We start from the raw sequence: 19,792 nt of genomic DNA, 5'->3' as shown, positions 1-19,792 counted from the left end.
TAAAAAAGCCCCGTATAAACGGGTTGACATTATTCACAGGTTTACCTTTTAACGCAAACGATTTCGGCAATAATGATTATGCAATAACAGAAAGGCCACTATATCCGAAGACATAATGGCCTTTTAAACACAAAACTACTGATTACATCTCATGGTAATAGTATAGCTATTTGCTACACATTCGAACGGCAATTCAAGTTAAGCAGCATCAATTCACGCAATGCGACTGAGAATTTCGCAAACTCATGAGTTTTACCCACTTTGAATTCGGCTAACACGCTATTCCAACGATGAATCACAGCCTGATTCATATCAAGCCAGCTATCAATACTCAGCTCCGGTTCTTGCGCCTCTTGAGAACTGGTAATGACCGCAGATGTCAGATGACGTTGCTGCCAATCAAGATCTTCGCGGAAAGATGCACGTGCTAATGCCTGCCAATGATTCTCTACAGGCTGGTTGTGTATCTGCTTTAAGAACCAGTGCAATGACAGCTTAGCTCCTACGACAAAATAGACTCTGGCGATATAATCAATCTCTTTACCCAACTCATTCGCAATCTGCGCAATATCCATTGCTGAAAACAAGCTGGTCAGGCGGGCAATACTATGAGCCAGACTTTCTGGTGCCCCCTGTTGAATCATCAACTCGGCTTGCTCGTTATGCTCTTCCACCTCTTCCGTTACAAGGTAACGCTCTAGGTTGGCATCCAGTGTTTTCACTACAGGTCGATAAAAGTCAATTTGCTGTTCAATACCCATTGCCCGATTACGGTTGCGCAAGATCCAACGAGTCGCACGACGTAACATACGACGGCAGCGATATATCATCTCATACTGCACTTCTGCCGGACTCACATTATCAAGTTCGCGGATCTGGTCAAAGACTCTTTCAAAATTAAAGACTTGACGGCCAATGGTATAAGCGGCAGATATTTCAACTATGGTTGCCCCAGTCTCATCCTGCAGACGAGTGACAAAATTACACCCCATTTCATTCGACATCTGGTTAGCCAGCGCAGTCGCAATCAACTCTTGTTTCAGCGGATGCTGATCCATCTGCAGACGGTATTTTTCCTGTAACTCTTTCGGGAAATAACCCGGCAACAAGCGGCTATGGTAAGGATCATTAGCGATCTCATCGCTGACTAGATCCTCTTTGAGGACCATCTTGCCGTATGCCACGAGTACCGCGAGCTCAGGGCGAGTTAGCCCCATGCCCGATTTTTCTCGCTTTGCCAGCGTATCATCATCGGGTAGGTATTCAAGCGCACGATCAAGTTTTCCTGCACGCTCTAGCTGATGGATAAAGCGAATTTGCTCTTTCAGTAACTGTGCCTGTTGCTGTTGAGTCACTGAAATAGATTCACTCTGGCAGTAAGCATTATCAAGAACAATCTCGCCGACTTCATCTTCCATACGTGCCAGCAGCTCATTACGTTGTTTGTAGGTCAAGTCACCGGATGCCACCAGGCTATTGAGCAAGATCTTAATGTTTACTTCATTATCAGAACAGTCAACACCGCCGACATTATCAACAAAATCGGTGTTAACCCTCCCTCCTTTCTTGGCAAACTCAACTCGGCCAAGCTGGGTCATCCCCAAGTTTCCACCTTCACCGACAATTTTGGTACGTAGCTCGCCGCCATTAATACGAAGCCCATCGTTAGCGCGGTCACCTACATCGGTATGAGTTTCACTTTGTGCTTTCACATACGTACCGATACCGCCATTCCAAAGTAAATCCACTTCCATTTGTAAAATCAGGCGGATCAGTTCGTTCGGTGTCAGGCTCTGCTTACGCGTACCCAGCAATTTCTGGATCTGTGGTGTCAGTTTGATCGACTTGCTGCGGCGCGAAAAGATCCCGCCCCCTTCCGAGATCAGGCCTTGATCATAATCCTCCCAACTGGATCGTGGCAGGTTAAACAGACGATCTCGTTCTTGCCAGCTTGATGCGGCATCTGGGTTTGGATCCAGAAAGATGTGCATATGGTTAAACGCAGCAACCAGGCGGGTATGTTTTGACAATAACATACCATTACCAAATACATCACCGGCCATGTCGCCGATCCCTACGCAGGTAAAGTCTGTCGTCTGGCAGTCTATCCCCAGCTCACGGAAATGACGCTTAACTGATTCCCAGCCACCTTTCGCGGTGATCCCCATTTTCTTATGGTCGTAACCATTTGAGCCACCAGAGGCAAATGCATCACCTAACCAGAAGTTATATTCATCCGATACTGAGTTTGCTAAATCTGAGAATGTTGCGGTTCCTTTATCGGCAGCCACAACCAGATATGGATCGTCTTCATCATGGCGAACAACATTTGCTGGTGGCACAAGAACACCATCACGAATGTTATCGGTCACATCCAACAAGGCACAGATGAAACGCTTATAGCAGCGTTGCCCTTCAGCCAAAATTTCATCTCGTGCTGTCATTTGTGGCTGACGTTTGCAGACGAAACCACCCTTCGCTCCCACAGGAACAATAACCGTATTCTTAACTTGCTGTGCTTTAACTAGCCCCAGAATTTCAGTCCGGAAATCTTCCTGACGATCAGACCAGCGTAAGCCACCACGGGCCACTTTACCGCCTCGCAAGTGAACACCTTCTATATCCGGTGCATACACAAAGATCTCGAAAAACGGTACCGGTGCTGGAATCTCAGGAATTTCAGACGGGCGCAGTTTCAGTGACAGCCATGGCTTCGCACTGCCTTGATCATCCACTTGATAATAGTTAGTCCGTTGGGTGGCGAGGATCATCTCCATATAGCGTCGGATGATCCTGTCATCATCAAGACTTTCCACGTGATCCAGTTTTTTATGCAGTTTTTTAATTAGATCCTGCTCGGCTTTCTCTGAATGATGATTTTTTGGATCGAAACGGAAGATAAAAAGTTTAACCAGATCGCGGGCGAGATCGCTATGGCTAGACAAGGTTTCTTCAATATACTGCTGACTAAACGGGAAACCGACTTGGCGCATATAGCGCGCATAGCTTCGTACAACGGTAATTTCACGCCCGGTTAACCCAGCACAAAGTACTAAGCGGTTGAAACCATCACTTTCGAGGCTGCCATGCCAGATAGCAGAAAAGGCTTCTTGAAAACGATCCCGTGCCTCGCTGAGATCTATCCCTGTACAGGCATTGTGAAACATTGAAAAATCAAGGATCCAGAAAACTGTACCATTCGCGGTAACCACTTGATACGGAGACTCGCCAATCACTCGCAATCCTAAGTTTTCCAACATAGGCATCACGTCCGATAAGTGAATCGGCTCATCGCGATGAAACAACTTTAACTTCACAAAACGTGAATCATTGGCTTCTTCCTGAGGACGGTAGAAAAGCATCCCTAGTTTATTGTCTTCGCTCAGGCTTTCAAGTTGCTCAATATCTGCAACAGCAGACCCGGGTAACATCTGTTCTTTATATGACCGAGGGAATGCGCGCGAATAGTTCTTCGCTAATGGGATGCCATTACTTTCACCAAAGTTGGCTACTAATGAGTTACTTAAACGATCTTCCCAAGATGCTGCCGCTTCAACCAAATTATGTTCGATAGCCTTCACATCCACATCATAATTATTATTTTTAACCCGCACGATATAATGCGTTCTTGCGAGTGAATCTTCGGAAAAGAAAGTCGTGAATTCAACAGGCTGATCAGAACCAAAGTAGTCTTTAAGAATGGCCTGCGTTTTAGTTCGTAATTCAGTGTTATAACGCTCTTTTGTTACATACACCATGCAAGAGAAGAATCGACCAAACGGATCACGTCGAACAAAAAGACGTAATAAGTCGCGATCTTGCATTCGTACGACACCGCAGCCAACATCCAGCATTTCTTTCTCATTTGCCTGGATCAACTCATCGCGAGGATATGTTTCAAGCAGGTTGTTTAGTGCTTTCCAGGAATGTGAACCGGGGGAATACCCACTCGCATCCAGAATTCTCGCTACTCGGTTTCGAATAAGCGGGATATTCATCGCGGTCTGGTGATAAGCGGTCGATGCATAAAGACCGATAAAGCGATGCTCACCAATCACATTTCCTTTTTTATCAAAGCGCTTAATACCGACATAATCGACATATGCAGGGCGATGAATTTTAGACTTGGTATTACTCTTGGTTAAAATAAGAAGTTCATGCTTACGCGCTTCAAAACGGGCTGATTCGGGAAGTTCTGATAATAACAGACTATGGACTTTGTCTGCCTTACCAAGGAGCCCTAAACCAGGCTCATTTGTTGGCCGTAGTTCAAAGTCACCTTCAATAGCGATTAAATCGTATTGGTGATACCCCATAAATGTAAAATTATGGCGATTTAGCCAGTCAATAAATTCGATGGCTTCATCACGATGCTCATCATCAACAGGCAAATCTGTGGTTTTTAGTTCATCCGCAATTTCCTCCATTTTTGTTTTCATGGCCTGCCAGTCAGTCACCACCAAATCTACATCATGAAGCACATTTTCTAGTTCTTCTTTTAGTGCTTGCATTTGTGCTTTGTCGGTAAGGCGGTCTACTTCGATATGGAACAGTGTCTGATAATCACCTTCATTACCACACGCTTCAATAATGTCCCCTTGTTTATTTCGTTTAAAGAAGTAAGGGCCGTTAAACATCAGGTGGCTGGTAATATCCATGCGATTGAGTGTCATACGAACAGAATCTACCAAGAACGGACGGTCTGGCATGACAATCTCAACAACCGTGTGGGTGGATTGCCAACCGTAGCGGCTAAGTGTCGGGTTATAAACACGTATTGAAATTTGATCAGGTTTGTTTTGCATTAGATGGTGCCACAAACTCAATACGGCACCATATAAATCAGATTCATTTCGTTGAAGCAGATCGTCATCAGCTAATTGCCCTAACAGTCGTTGAGCGAAAATTTCTACTAATGACTGCTGAGGAACTTCAATCTTATCCTGGATTAAGCCATACACTTTCTCAAGCAGTACCGGCACTATCGGATCGGGGGCGGTCATAGCGAGTGCTCCATCATTATTATGTTTTATAAATCTAGTATAGGGGGTTTGAACGCTTTAGCGTGATAGCTATTGTAGGGGGTTTTGTTGCAAACTAGTTACGTTAATTGCGTTGTTAAGATAAGAATAAATCGAATATGTGACTAAGGTAAAGATTTTTGATAGTTGTTCTATCTGCTAATAGTCAGAATGATGGTTAACAAGTAATCAGCAAAGTAAAATGATGTTAACCAACGACTCGAGCATTATATTTACGTATCTCTGACTTTTCCCCCTGCCTTTATTATGCAACCCTTTCGATAGTTTCAATTTTATTCCGGCTGTCTACGCGCACACGGAAATAGCCCTTTACCCCCAACTGAGTCAAAAAGGGGCGAAAGCGCGAGGCGGGAAGCTGCAGCTTCAGACCATTCTCTGTCACCACGATTACGGTACTGGCTGCACCTGAATAATGATTAAGAAATGATTGATAGGTGATGTTGAGTGAGAATGTGTAGGTTGTCATAGGAATACGGTTATTGAGAGTGGCGAGTCGCTAGATCAAGAAGTGCATTTCTCGATACTCTTAACTAGAAACTCGAAAATAAATAGAGCCTCTCATTTAGAGACTCTATCAGTCATCGTGCAGATATTACTGTTCTAGTGCTTTCTGCACTTTCTCGAACAGATCTTTTGCCAGATTATCCAGCTTTGCCAATTTTTCCAGCTCTGTACGCATCAATACCTGACGCGGCGCGTCATATTGGCGATACTTCAGAAATGGTTCAATCAAACGAGAAGCCACTTGCGGGTTGCTGGTGTTCAGCTCTGTCAGAATTTCCGACAAGAACTGGTAACCACTACCATCTTTAGCATGGAAACGAACAGGGTTATTCGCGCAAAAACTTGCCACCAGGCTGCGAGTACGGTTAGGGTTCTTCAAATCAAACGCTGGATGCGTCATGGTTTGACGAACTTTCTCAAGCGAGTTCTCAACCGGGTTTTTACCTTGCAGGATAAACCACTTATCCATTACCAGACCATCATGCGTCCATTTGTCACTGAAATCAGTCATTTGTGATTCGCGACATACCAGTTCAGCATTATTCGCCGCTGACATCGCCGCCATCGTATCAGTCATGTTATCAGAGTGGTTATATTGCTCTGTCACTAACTGATTACCTGCTTCAGTGAAAGCCAGATAACCTAAACAACAGTTACGCAATGCGCGTTTGGCCATCGCTTCATGAGAGTTACTGTATTCAGCTTGCGCTAATAAATGGTAGATAGCGGTAAACTCATCTTCCATTTCAGTCGCTAAGATCTTCTCGATCTGACCGACTACGGTATGAATCGCATCGACGTCCACCGTTTTGTACCAGCCAGCTATCTCGTTCTCACTTGGCAATGTCAACATCTCTGCAATAAATGCCGGATCCAGTTTCTCATCCAGTAATGCACCGCGGAACGCATCCACCACAGAAGCTGGAAAATCAACATCTTCGCCTTTCTGGATTCGTTCAACATTATTACGGATGTATTTAGCCAGTAGTATCTGGCCTGCATCCCAACGGGCAAATTCATTACGTGCATAGACCATCAAAAAGACCAGCTCTTGATCTGAATAGTCATATTCCAGAATAACCGGGGCAGAAAATTCGCGTATCAGTGAGATTACAGGCTTTTCATTAACGTCTGTAAATTCAAAAACCTGCTCACTTTCCGTGATATCCAGCACGTTTTTAATTACCTTCCCGTTACACTGTAACTCAATGACATTACCCTGGCTATCATACAACTCAATATCAAGCGGAATATGCAGTGGCAGTTTCTCTTCCTGTCCAGCTATGGCGGGGGTTTGCTGCTGAACAGTGACACGGTAACACTTTTGTTCTGCGTTATAGTCTGTCGTTACTTTAACAACGGGTGTACCCGATTGACTGTACCATCGACGGAACTGTGTTAAATCAATACCCGACGCATCTTCCATTGCCTGTACAAAATCATCACACGTTGCAGCGGTTCCATCGTGACGCTCAAAGTACAACTTCATACCTGCCTGAAATTTATCTTCGCCAAGTAAGGTATGCATCATGCGAATCACTTCACTACCCTTTTCATACACGGTCAGAGTATAGAAATTATTCATCTCAATCACTTTTTCCGGACGGATTGGATGAGACATCGGGCCACGATCTTCAGCAAACTGCGGACCACGAACAATACGGACATTATTGATACGATTAACGGCGCGAGAACCCAGATCTGATGAGAATTCTTGATCGCGGAATACTGTTAAACCCTCTTTCAGACTTAACTGGAACCAGTCACGACACGTTACTCGGTTACCCGTCCAGTTATGGAAATATTCGTGACCAATGACCGCTTCAATACCCTGGTAATCTGTATCCGTCGCGGTCTTTGAATTAGCCAGTACGAACTTCGAGTTGAAAACATTCAGACCTTTGTTTTCCATTGCCCCCATGTTGAAAAAATCAACGGCAACAATCATATAAATATCAAGGTCGTATTCTAGACCAAAACGTTCTTCATCCCACTTCATCGAATTAATCAACGATGTCATGGCATAATCAGCGCGATCAAGATTTCCTCTATCAACAAAGATCTCCAGTTCAACGTTACGGCCGCTCATCGTGATGTATTTGTCACGCAATACATCGAAATCACCGGCAACAAGAGCAAACAGGTAGCTCGGTTTCGGAAATGGGTCTTGCCATTGTACCCAATGGCGGCCATTGCCCAGATCACCAGAATCAACGCGGTTACCATTGCTCAGTAGGTAAGGAAATTCTGCTTTGTCAGCAATGACTTTAGTTGTAAAGCGAGCCAGTACATCCGGGCGATCAAGATAGAAAGTAATACGACGGAAGCCTTCGGCCTCACACTGGGTACAGAACCCACCACCCGACTTGTATAATCCTTCCAGCAGCGTGTTTGCTTCAGGGTTGATTTGCGTTTCGATGGTCAATTCAAATTCAGCAGGTAGCCCACGCAAAGTCAGTGATGCTTCAGCTTCGTCATAATCTGACCATGCCTTGCCATTCACTTCTATACGTACCAGATTCAGACCATCACCATCGAGCACTAGTTCGGCTTCAGCCTCGGCCAGGCGTTTGACCTGACTGACGGCAACAACATGAGTATCAGCATCATGAAGATCAAACTCAAGTGCAATATCGGTAATAGTGTAATCAGGAGCGCGATAGTCGGCTCTGTATTTAGCTGTTGGTTGTGTGACTGTAGATTGCTCTGCTGTAGACTGTTCTGCCATTGTTTCTGTTCCTTTGTTATCCGCCAGAGCAAGGTATGCCCATCATAAACGGCTGAAAACGAGACTCGTATTATTCTGGCTTTTCAGCCATCAAACAAGAATTTATATCATATTGTGAACAATCTTGTTGCTTTAAAGATTTGTATAATGTGTTTAGCCTATATTTTTTTGCTGATTTGAATGATTTAAGCCAAATTAGACCGAAAATAATGTAAACTTTCCGGATTGCGAAAAACAACAGCACTAGATATGAATAACACAGGACACATTGGGGTTATCGACTCCCTGCTTGATACCGATGCATATAAGCTGCATATGCAGCAAGCGATTTTCCATCAATACCCGAATATAGAGGCGGTTGCGGAGTTTCATTGCCGAAGCCAAGAAGACCTCCGTCCTTACTGCAAAGAAATTAAAGCGCAAATTGCACAAGTTTCAGCATTAGCCTTCTCTGCCGAAGAACTGGAATATTTATCAACGCTTTCTTTCTTCCAGCGTGACTATCTTGACTACTTGAAAACCTTCTCGCTAAACAGCGCGCAGGTAGAAGTTGACGATTCAGGTGATCAATTAGCCATTAAAATCACAGGGAAATGGATTGACATTATACTCTGGGAAGTGCCTCTGCTGGCTATCATCTGTGAAATACGCGCAACTCAACGCTATCCGCAAGCAACAGCTGCTGATGCTATTGGTCAGTTAAAAACAAAAATTGAGCGTTTTTACCAAAATGCTCAAGCTTCACATAACGAAGACGCGGTAGATTTGAGCCAATTTTCATTGGTTGATTTTGGTACTCGTCGTCGTTTTTCAAAAGACGTGCATCATCAGGTTGTCGACTATTTAATCGCTAATATGCCTGAATTTAAAGGCACTTCTAACTATCATTTAGCCCGTACTCGTGGTCTGACACCCTTTGGCACCCAGGCGCATGAATGGTTCCAGGCGCACCAGCAGTTAGCCGGTGAACTGGCAGATTCACAACAACTGGCACTGAATCGCTGGATTCAGGAATACCCAGATTCGTTAGGTATTGCCCTCACCGACTGCATCAATATGGATGCTTTCTTGCGTGATTTCGATCTCCGCTTATCAAAACGTTTTGTCGGCCTGCGTCATGATAGTGCTGATCCAATATCTTGGGGCGAAAAAGCAATCCAGCATTATAAATCGCTCGGAATTGATCCAAAAACCAAAACGCTGATTTTCTCTGATAATTTAAACTTGGACAAAGCGCTGAATATTTACAAGCACTTTGTCCATCGTATCAATGTCAGCTTTGGTATTGGTACACAGTTAACCTGTGATTTACCCGGCACCGACACACTGAATATCGTATTAAAACTGACAGAATGTGAAGGCCGACCAGTGGCAAAAATTTCGGATGAGCCAGCTAAAAGTATATGTCGCGATGAAGCTTATCTAAACCAGCTTCGTCGGGCCTTCAAAATTTCGCATCATAGTTCGACGTGTCTGTAATTACTGTTAAAAAGGCTTATCTGGGATAAGCCTTTTTAACTTCAATAACTTTAATTATAACGTCTCGATTATTCTCTTTGAAAAGTGGCTTCCATACCAAACTGTTTATTGGTTAATATAAGCGTGTCTGTTCCCAAAAGAAATTGACTCTCTTGTTGACCATCTTCATATATTAAAACAATATGGTCACCTTCTAGATAATAAATACCGCGGTGTTCTTTTTTCTTTCCCTCTGAATTAGAAACTTCAGCTGAAAATAAAAAATCAGGTCGTAGTGAAATAGATAGCTGCTCTATCCCTTCATCGACATCTTTTCCAGATATATTAGAAGAGCGCCATTCGCCAGGCAAATTATCAGGTGCTAATTTAGTAAACCTTGCTCCATCCAAAATAAATTGATTGTAACTCAGCATATAACTGTGTTGCTGTTCATCTTGCCCTTTTGCCAAGAAGTTGATATTAGTTTCATCAATGTCGTACTTGCCGTCCCACTCATCAACCGTGCCATCGACTCTCAGTAAACGAATTACAAAATTATAAGATGACTTAAATTTTATGTTCATGGCGCGATAGTTCGCCCCTTCACTTTCGACGCCTTTCTCTGTCGTACTGAACCAATACCAGTCACCGAGAAGTAAGGGGTAGTCAAACTCAGTAAGATCATCTGCAAACAAATGGCTACTAAAGGTGCTTAAGTAAAGTGTAATCGCAACCAGTAGAGACTTATACATAGCATTGCTCCCGAGACAACACACAAGATCCTATATAAACCCTAGTCTGCAATGCTTTATTTTGCATTAAAAGATGACTTCAATCACAAGTTGAAATGCAATTGTCTCAAGAATAATACCAATCAGCATAGCTAACTGACTGATACAAAAAAACGGCATCTTGAAAAGATGCCGTTTTTTATTTATATATCAAATCAAAGAATTAACTTTGTGCTTTGACTAAATCCGCTGTAATTGCTACTGCTTCATTAAGATAAGCATCTGGTGATTCATAATCTTTAGGCACATCTTCTAGAGAAGCAAAAGACTTCTTGCCTAACGCTTTTTGGCGCTTGTTCAAACGCGTCAAGCGATCACGATCATTTTTCTCCTGCTCAGCAATGCGCTGTTTCTCACTCAATGAGATCTGGTTAATATCTTTTTCAACTTTATACTTTTCAATATCGTCAAGAATAAAGCGGAATTCCAGATCACTGGTGATACGTTTATCATGCTTGGCTTTCAAAGGAGGCAGAACTGCTGAATAATTATACACTTTCTGATAACTAGCAGGTTTAATGCTATCCCATGGTAATGCATTGTCTTCAACACTCTCTCCTGTTTCAGCAGGATCAATTGCCGTCGGGAAAGCAATATCAGGCACGACACCTAAATTCTGAGTACTACCGCCATTGATTCGATAGAACTTTTGAATGGTATATTGCACATGACCTAAAGGTTGATCAAACAGATCGTAAATATGATTCAGTGAACGGTGCTGCTGAACAGTGCCTTTACCGAAAGACTGCTCGCCTAGCACAATAGCACGGCCATAATCCTGCATTGCGGCAGCAAAAATTTCAGATGCCGATGCACTATATCGATTGATAAGCACTGTTAATGGGCTATCAAAATAGACCCGGTTATCGGAATCGCCATTTACTTTGACACGACCATAGCTATCACGAACCTGAACAACGGGACCACTATTAATGAACAGGCCGGTTAATGCGGTCGCTTCCGTTAACGCACCACCGCCATTGTTACGTAAATCAATAACAATACCGTCGACCTGATCTTCATTCAGCTTGGCGATCTCTTTTTTCGTATCTTCAGATAAGCCTACATAGAAACTAGGTACTTCAATAACACCTATCTTTTTACCTTGAGCTTTCTTCACAGACGATTTTGCCGCCCTGTCTTCCAGACGGATCTTGTCACGAACAATAGTTACATCGTAACTTTTTTGGTTTGTGCCTTCAGGCAAGATCTGAAGCTTAACTTTACTGCCTTTAGGACCTTTGATTAATTGGACGACATCATCAAGACGCCAGCCCACAACATCAACCACATCTTCGCCATCTTGTGCAACACCGACAATTCGATCACCAGCAGCCAATTTTTTAGACGCTGACGCTGGACCACCAGCAACCAAGGAACGAATAACAGTATACTCATCAACCACTTGAAGTACTGCACCAATTCCTTCCAAAGACAAATTCATCTCTGCCTGGAATTGTTCAGCATTTCGTGGTGACAAATAGCTCGTATGCGGATCAACTTCACGGGAAAATGCATTCATGTAAATTTGAAATACATCTTCGTTGTGGGTCTGAGTTAAGCGCTTTAACGCATTGTTATAGCGTTTAGCCAATGTTTCTTTTATTTCGCTCCACTCTTTGCCCGTTAACTTCAGATTCAGCGCATCATACTTAACACGCTGACGCCAGATCTCATTTAATTCATTGCGATCTTTTGCCCAGGCAAGTTCAGAGCGGTCAATAACAAAATTATCCGGTTGATCGAAGGTAATTTCGTTATCAAGCAAGCTTAACGCATACTGATAGCGGTCAAATCGACGCTGTAGCAATTTATTAAAAATATCAAAAGCACCGGTGGTATCTCCTCTTTTGAGTTGATCATCCAGCTCGGTTTGCCATTTTTCAAATTGCTTAATATCAGCTGAGGTCAGAAAGCTCTTATTAAAGTCCAACATTTCGATATAACGATCAAAAATGTCGGCAGAAAATTGATCATCAAGAGAGAATTGCTTGTAATGCGACCGTGTATACCGCGAAGCTATCCTTTTGCTTGCTGTTGCATGCTGCTTTTCAGGGGCGAGCTGCGGCAAGTCACTTAATGAATATTTAGCCTCTAGGGCTTGCGCTGAAGCTGCCAGCATCATGCCGGCAGAGATCAGTGAGAAACGGAATCGACAGTTCATGCGTCGAGCATTCTCCTTTACGAACGCAGGTGCTCCATTTTTACAACCATGGTTAAACCGTTGGTCAAACGAACACGCACATCGTCCTTATTAATTTCAACGATAGTAGCCGGCATGTTCCCGTTACCCATGTTGACACGAACGTCGTTGCCAACTTTCACTTCATCAGCAGTAAGAGCACGGGTAGTTTCAGCAGGCTTTTTATTTAGCTTAGTCGTATTTGGCTTCGTCTTCCTAGGTTTAAGCGTTTTTGTGCGATTATTATCCGCTTTTGCTTCACCTTCTTTATTCGCTGCAGCTTTCGCGACTGCCTGCTCTTTACGACGAGCACGAACTTTAGCTTTACTTTCTTCCAGTGCTTTTTGTGCGTGGTCAACGTGTTCTTGCTCTAACACACCACATTCATTGCCATCTAGGTCAACACGGCTTACACCGGCTTTTACGCCATGAAGGTAACGCCAGGAAGAGGTATATTGACGTAAAGCTGTACGCAATTGTGTTTTACTGATTTTAGGGTCTTCATTCAAACGCTCTGCGAGATCTTGGAAGATACCAATCTTAAGTGGCTTCGCTTCACCTTCAATAGTAAAACATTTTGGGAAACGCTCAGCAATGTATGCAATAACTTCTTTACTGTTCGTTAACTTTTCAGAGTTTTCCATGGAGTTTCCTGACATCAAACGAGGTAACCTCGCTGTTAGTACTGTGATCAAAAAGAAATAGTGTCGCTATTATAGTTACCTAACGCTGAAAAACCACCGAAAGCATACAATTAGAGTCTTTTTTGTAGTTCTTCAACAAAAGAAACCAAACCATCTTCATCATTTTGGTCAAATCTTGATACAGTCGGGCTATCAATATCCAATACGCCAAACAGTTCGCCTTTCACCGTGAGGGGGATAACGATTTCAGAATTACTTACCGCATCGCAGGCAATATGACCTTCAAACTGATGTACATCGCTGACACGCTGTACTCTGTTTTCGGCTATCGCGCTGCCACAAACGCCGCGCCCTACGGGTATACGCACGCACGCAGGCTTGCCCTGGAACGGACCGAGTACTAACTGATCATCTTTTAATAAATAGAAACCAGCCCAGTTAATATCTTCTAACTCCATGTAGAGTAACGCACTAATATTAGAGATATTAGCAATAACATCTGGTTCTCCGTCGATCAGAGCGATAGCCTGTTGAGTCAATCTATTATAAAAAGCGTTTTTATTTTCCATGGCTTACTCCAGATATTTATTGTCATTTATTGTCATTTATTGCCGTTAAACTACCAAACTCAACCAGTAATAGGAACCATTATCACCGTGAAAGGTCCTTCAAGTCAGATGATTAACTGGTCTTGGCTTTTAAAGCAGGCTAAACACCATCAACCAAGACTGGTTGTCGCGAATATTATTGCTCTCATTGCGGCATTGATCAGCGTACCCATTCCATTACTTATGCCTCTGATGGTTGATGAGATATTGCTTAACAAACCGGCAGGCGGCGTTAAGTTTCTGAGTATATTACTGCCAGATTCGCTTCATCAACCCGCCAGCTATATCCTGTTAGTGCTTGTGCTCGTCGTATTGATGCGAATTTCCAGTCAAGCTTTGAATATACTGCAAAGTCGTCAGTTTACGCTGGTTGCAAAAGACATTACTTATCACATTCGCAAGCACCTGATCGATAAACTCGGCCGCATCAGTATGCGTCAGTACGAAGAACGCGGCAGTGGTGGTATTACGTCGCATCTCATTACCGACGTCGAAACAATCGATAAATTCGTTGGCGATACCCTAAGTCGCTTTCTGATTGGCTTACTCACCGTGATCGGTACCGCAGCTATTTTGCTTTGGCTTAACTGGCAACTTGGTTTGTTCATTCTTTTAATGAACCCCCTCGTTGTTTATGCATCACGCATGATGGGCAATCGGGTTAAAAACCTTAAAAAGAAAGAGAATCAGGCTTTTGAAAAGTTCCAGCAACGCTTAGTAGAAACATTAGATGGCCTGTACCAGCTTCGGGCTGCTAATCGAGAGCGTGAATTTCTTACCCAGCTAAAATCCAATGCCAGTGATATTCGCCACAATGCCGATCAATACGCATGGCAATCAGAAGCAGCCGGTCGTCTGTCATTTCTTCTTTTTCTCTTGGGCTTTGAACTGTTCCGTGCTGCTGCAATGCTGATGGTTCTTTTCAGCGATCTGACCATCGGGCAAATGTTCGCTGTTTTTGGCTATCTGTGGTTTATGCTGGGCCCGGTACAGGAATTACTTGGTCTTCAGTTTGCCTGGTACAGTGCCAAAGCGGCAATGCAACGCTTGAATGGCCTGATGGCACTTGAGGAAGAAGTGCGCCCTGTACCAACAGAGAACCCATTCCGGCAAGGCGAAGCTCTGACTATTGAGATCAGAAAACTCCATTTCGCCTATGATGAAGATAAAGAAGTATTAAGAGGACTGAACTTAACCATTCCGGCCGGTAAACGTATTGCTTTGGTGGGCTCGTCTGGCGGCGGGAAATCAACCCTTATTCACCTGTTGCTGGGCATCTATCAAAAAGATCACGGGGATATATATGTCAATGGCTATCCGATTGAAAGTGTCGGGTATGAACCCTTACGTGACAGAATGGCTGTTGTTTTGCAGCACCCCGTTTTATTTAATGATACTTTGAGGCACAACCTGACATTAGGTGCTGACTTTGATGATGAGCAACTTTGGCAAGCACTTGAGATTGCCCAGCTTTCCGACGTTACACAGCGCCTGACCCATGGCCTAGAGACCGTAATTGGCCGCCAGGGTATCCGCTTGTCAGGCGGACAGCGTCAGCGATTGGCCATCGCAAGAATGATCCTTACCAACCCGGAATTTGTCATTCTCGACGAAGCAACCTCTGCATTAGATACCGCGACTGAAGCTGCGTTACATACAGCTTTAAACCAGTTTTTATCTGACAAAACAACCTTAATAGTTGCCCACCGTTTATCTGCGGTTAAGCAAGCTGATCTAATATACGTGCTCGAAGATGGCCAGGTTAGCCAGACCGGTACGCATTCTCAGCTGGTCAACGAAAAAGGGCTTTATCAAACATTATATGGTCCCGTCCAGTCGTCTGAGCCTTCATTAACAGCGCCTGAATAGCAACTAGCGGTAGCCAGAATGACCACAAAATAATATAGTGTTTATTTATAACAACTTATAAAACTTAACAGTCAGAATAGTGATGATTTTTGTGCGTAATAAGGGATTGAACTAACATGTCTACAGCTCGACGTTGCCCTGGCTGTGACCTGCCTATTATGCCTCAAGTCGCTCCGCGTGGCCTGAGTGCGTATTGCCCCCGCTGTAAAACACGTCTTTATCGCGGTGGTGAATGCCACTTCAATGGTGAGCTGGCGATTGCATTAGCCTGTTTAATCCTTTTCATTCCTGCACATATCTTCCCGCTTATTACAATCCGCCTGTTTGGCGTGATGATCCCGGCGACCCTCCCGTCAGGTACCCTGACTTTAGCTCCGGATTTTCCAGCGGTAGCTGCTCTTATTCTTTTCTGCAGCTCGATTGCCCCTTTACTGGTGAGTCTGTCCGTTTTTAGTGCTCAACTGGGGTTAAGGTTAAAGCATTTTCGCTTATTCAAATCTTCGTTGTGGATCATCAAACACTTAAAGAGCTGGGCAATGTTCGATGTTTTCCTGGTCAGTTTGGCGATTGCATGTTTCAAAGTACAAGAAATAGCAGATATTTATGTTGGGCCGGGCCTGTATTGTCTGGTGATCCTGCAAGTTCTCATGTCGTTGCTGATCACCCGCGTGAGCCTCAATCGCTACTGGGAAGCCTGGCAGCCAGAAACCGACCATAAAGCCAATGAACTTGAAGCGCACTGCCATTCATGCCATTTGACTCAGGCCAATGCTACGCACTGTAAACGTTGCGGTAATTCGCTACACATACGTCTGCCTCATTCAATACAGAAAACCTGGGCCTACCTGATTGCGGCAGCTGTATTTATTTTTCCTGCCAACCTTTACCCTATTTCAATATTCTTCAATAACGGCAAGCGGGTTGAAGACACCATTTTTTCAGGCGTCGCATCGCTAATTAAAGATGACATGGCTGGTATCGCCATTATCATCTTCGTCGCCAGTATTGTTGTACCGGTGGCAAAAATACTCGGGCTGACGTACATCCTGCTGAGTATCCAATTTAAACGCCGCGTTTATCATCTTAGTCGTATGAAAATTTTCCGCATCATACAGTGGATCGGGAAATGGTCTGTAATGGACTTATTTGTCATTTCGCTTATGGTCGCTCTGATCGATCGTGGACAAATTTTAGATTTTACACCTGGCCCCGGAGCCATCGCTTTCGCCGTTGTGGTGGTGTTAACGATGCTGGCGGCTGAAAGCTTAGATTCTCGTCTGATATGGGACAACTATGAACAACGGACAAAATAACCAACAACCAGAACCGGTAGATATTCGTCGCGACCTAGGGCTTTCACCGCTTTGGTTACTGCCGCTGCTCGCCCTCGTTCTGGCTGGCTGGCTCATATTTCAAGCGGTGAACGAGGCAGGAGAACGCATACAAATCCACTTTAGCGATGCCGCCGGTTTAATTGCGGGCAGAACAACCATCCGTTATCAGGGGCTGGAAGTCGGGATTGTTCGTGACGTGAATCTGTCGGAAGATCTCCACAGTATTTATGTTGAAGCAGATATCTACCCAGAGGCTGTACAAACGCTGAAAGATGGTACTCGCTTCTGGTTGGTCAAACCTAAAGCTTCAATTACCGGCATTTCCGGTCTTGATGCATTGGTTTCTGGTAACTATATCGCTCTGCAGCCCGGGGAAGGTGATTTTAGGGCAAAATTTACGGCATTAGATACTCAGCCCTCTGACACGACACTGGGCGATGGCCTGACCGTTCAGCTTCGCTCCCCCGATCTGGGCTCAATCAGTATAGGATCACAGGTATTCTATAAGAAGATCCCTGTCGGCGAAGTCTATAACTACACTCTCAGTAATGACAAAAAGAACGTGCTTATCGATGTGTTGATTCAGCCTCAATATACTGATCTGGTGACCAACAAGAGCCGTTTCTGGAACGTCAGTGGTATGAGTGCCAACATTGGTTTCAATGGTGTTGATGTTCAGTTTGAAAGCCTTTCGGCGATGATTTCCGGTGCTATCGCTTTTGACTCTCCCGATGAAGGTTTGCCGATTGAAACCAACCACTTATTCCGCTTATATCCTGATCTGAATACCGCGGGTCGAGGTATTGCGATTACCATCGAATTACCCGACGATAATAACATCAGTACCAGCGGTGCCCCTATCATTTACCGCGGCCTGCAAATTGGGCAGATCTCTGATTTACGTTTAGATAAAGAGCGCAATAAAGTTATTGCTCATGCTGCAATTGAACCAAGTATGAGTGATTTACTTACCGCAGGTTCGAGCATGCTGCTTGAAGAAGCGGCTGTCTCCTTAACTGGTCTGAAGAATATCAGTAACTTAATCCGCGGCAACTTCCTCACCCTGATCCCGGGAGAAGGCGAACCATCTCGAAAATTCAAAGCGATCACACAAGACAGTCTACAAGAGAAACAGCCCGGTATCGCTACATTCTCACTGTTTGCGGATAACAGCTTTGGCATTAAACGAGGCGCACAAATCAAACATCGCGGCCTCGATGTTGGCCGAGTGAAAAAAGTCTCGTTTGACGGTGATCGAGTACGTTTTGATGTGATCGTGCAGCCGGAATACACTGCCCTGGTTCGATCAAATAGCCGCTTCTATATTGATGGTGGTATTGAAGCGAATATCAGCGCACAAGGTCTTGATGTATCACTGCCACCAGCCGACCAACTGATCAGTAATGGCATCAGCTTTACCTCCTCAGGTAAACAGCAAATCCAGACCACTTATCCTTTATATAAAAATAGACGTTTGGCTCAGCTTGCAGCTGATCACCAGAAAGGCTTTGCTAACTTCACCCTCTTTGCCGATGAACTGCCACCTGTTTCAGAAGGCAGTCCTCTTCTTTACCGTAACTTACCGGTGGGTGAAGTGGCTGGGTATGCCCTTACACGTGACGGTGTCACTATTTCGATTGAGATAGAGAATAAATACCGTCACCTGATCTCGAAAAATACCGTCTTCTGGAATCGTTCCGGGGTTGAAGTTGAAGCCAGCTTAACTGGGGTAAAAGTCAAAGCTGACCCGATCAGCACTTTATTAAAAGGCGGCATTGCTTTTGACGATCTGCCAGGCGTCGCCAACAAAGCAGGTGCGCGTTATAAATTGTATCCTAGCCTCAGTAAAGCCCAGAACTTTGGTTTATTAGTAACCCTAACAGCCAGCGATGCCCGTGCGATATCAGAGAACACCGACATCCGTTATCAAGGAATAAACATCGGCAGTGTGGTGGCGATTGAACCTGACTTCAAGACTGGCAATGTCAACATCAAAACCCGGTTGTTCCCCAAGTATGCTGACGTGGTGGCAAAATCCGGCAGCTACTTCTGGGCGGTGAAGCCTAAGCTGAGCTTAACCGGCTCGAAGAATTTAGATTCGTTACTCAGTACCTACATTGCAGTTGCACCTGGTGGCGGTCATTATTCCCAAACCTTTAAATTGGGTTCAGCCGAATTGGTTAAGTCTGGTTTGACGTTTATCTTAGAAAGCGAAAACCGTAATTCAATCAGTGAAGGAACGCCTCTGCTTTACCGTGATATTCAAGTTGGCCAGGTCATTAAAGTCTCACTGGGTGAACTGGCTGATCGCGTGATGATTGACGTTCAGATTGAACAAAATTATAGCCACCTGATCCGTACTGATACAGTGTTCTGGAATGCCTCTGGACTTGATGTAACGATTGGTTTAACCGGAGCCAACATTCAAACCGGAACCGTTGATAGTATGCTGCGAGGCGGGATTGCCTTTGCAACACCTGAAAAACAGCCACTATCGCCGCGAGCTAAAGCTAACCGCCACTTCTTGCTTTATAAAGATGCGAAACCGGAATGGAAAACCTGGCGTACAGCGATACCAAGTAACTAAATCAACAGGTCCGGTATAGCACTAAAAAGGAGCACATTGTTGCTC

The 19,792-nt window shown here is 44.3% G+C and carries 10 protein-coding genes and 1 pseudogene; 4 read left to right on the top strand and 7 right to left on the bottom strand.

The features are described 5' to 3' along the window. Positions 1–173: 173 nt before the first annotated feature. The 3 genes from R3289_RS05340 to pepN all read right to left on the bottom strand — a co-directional run bounded on the left by R3289_RS05340 (position 174) and on the right by pepN (position 8,274). Complete coding sequence (locus R3289_RS05340) at positions 174–5,003, bottom strand: NAD-glutamate dehydrogenase (RefSeq protein ID WP_318924450.1); 4,830 nt, start codon at positions 5,001–5,003, stop codon at positions 174–176. 283 nt (positions 5,004–5,286) lie between these two features. After that, positions 5,287–5,508 (bottom strand): DUF2835 domain-containing protein, encoded by a 222-nt coding sequence (locus R3289_RS05335; RefSeq protein WP_318924449.1) that lies wholly within the window; start codon positions 5,506–5,508, stop codon positions 5,287–5,289. Positions 5,509–5,634: 126 nt separating this feature from the next. Beyond that, positions 5,635–8,274: an aminopeptidase N gene (gene pepN, locus R3289_RS05330; protein ID WP_318924448.1), complete on the bottom strand. Its 2,640-nt coding sequence runs from the start codon at positions 8,272–8,274 to the stop codon at positions 5,635–5,637. Positions 8,275–8,523: 249 nt separating this feature from the next. Between pepN and pncB the strand changes: the two genes are divergently transcribed. Further along, positions 8,524–9,753: a nicotinate phosphoribosyltransferase gene (gene pncB, locus R3289_RS05325; RefSeq protein ID WP_318924447.1), complete on the top strand. Its 1,230-nt coding sequence runs from the start codon at positions 8,524–8,526 to the stop codon at positions 9,751–9,753. 68 nt (positions 9,754–9,821) lie between these two features. Here the strand turns inward: pncB and R3289_RS05320 are convergent, their stop codons facing one another. From R3289_RS05320 to R3289_RS05305, 4 genes are all read right to left on the bottom strand, one after another. After that, the gene (locus tag R3289_RS05320; RefSeq protein ID WP_318924446.1) at positions 9,822–10,484 is read right to left on the bottom strand and encodes a lipocalin family protein; all 663 of its coding nucleotides are present in this window, start codon (positions 10,482–10,484) and stop codon (positions 9,822–9,824) included. Positions 10,485–10,686: 202 nt separating this feature from the next. Then, entirely contained in the window at positions 10,687–12,687 is a 2,001-nt protein-coding gene (gene prc, locus R3289_RS05315; protein ID WP_318924445.1) for a carboxy terminal-processing peptidase, read from the bottom strand. A 17-nt stretch (positions 12,688–12,704) separates the two neighbouring features. After that, positions 12,705–13,349, bottom strand: a complete 645-nt coding sequence (proQ, locus tag R3289_RS05310; RefSeq protein ID WP_318924444.1) for an RNA chaperone ProQ — start codon at positions 13,347–13,349, stop codon at positions 12,705–12,707. Between the two features lie 110 nt (positions 13,350–13,459). Then, positions 13,460–13,918, bottom strand: a complete 459-nt coding sequence (locus tag R3289_RS05305; RefSeq protein WP_318924443.1) for a GAF domain-containing protein — start codon at positions 13,916–13,918, stop codon at positions 13,460–13,462. Between the two features lie 108 nt (positions 13,919–14,026). Here R3289_RS05305 and R3289_RS05300 point away from each other — a divergent pair. The 3 genes and pseudogenes from R3289_RS05300 to R3289_RS05290 all read left to right on the top strand — a co-directional run. Then, positions 14,027–15,520: pseudogene (locus R3289_RS05300) on the top strand (ABC transporter ATP-binding protein); the annotation flags it as partial. 422 nt (positions 15,521–15,942) lie between these two features. After that, on the top strand, positions 15,943–17,139 hold the full coding sequence (locus R3289_RS05295) for a paraquat-inducible protein A (RefSeq protein ID WP_318924442.1): 1,197 nt from the start codon (positions 15,943–15,945) through the stop codon (positions 17,137–17,139). Beyond that, positions 17,120–19,747 (top strand): PqiB family protein, encoded by a 2,628-nt coding sequence (locus R3289_RS05290; RefSeq protein WP_318924441.1) that lies wholly within the window; start codon positions 17,120–17,122, stop codon positions 19,745–19,747. The genes R3289_RS05295 and R3289_RS05290 overlap by 20 nt, the downstream gene beginning before the upstream one ends. Positions 19,748–19,792 lie beyond the last annotated feature (45 nt).

Source organism: Photobacterium sp. (assembly GCF_033720175.1).
Classification (GTDB): Bacteria; Pseudomonadota; Gammaproteobacteria; order Enterobacterales; family Vibrionaceae; genus Photobacterium.
The sequence above is the reverse complement of the archived record's forward strand: the minus strand, read 5'-3'. Positions and strand labels throughout refer to the sequence as shown.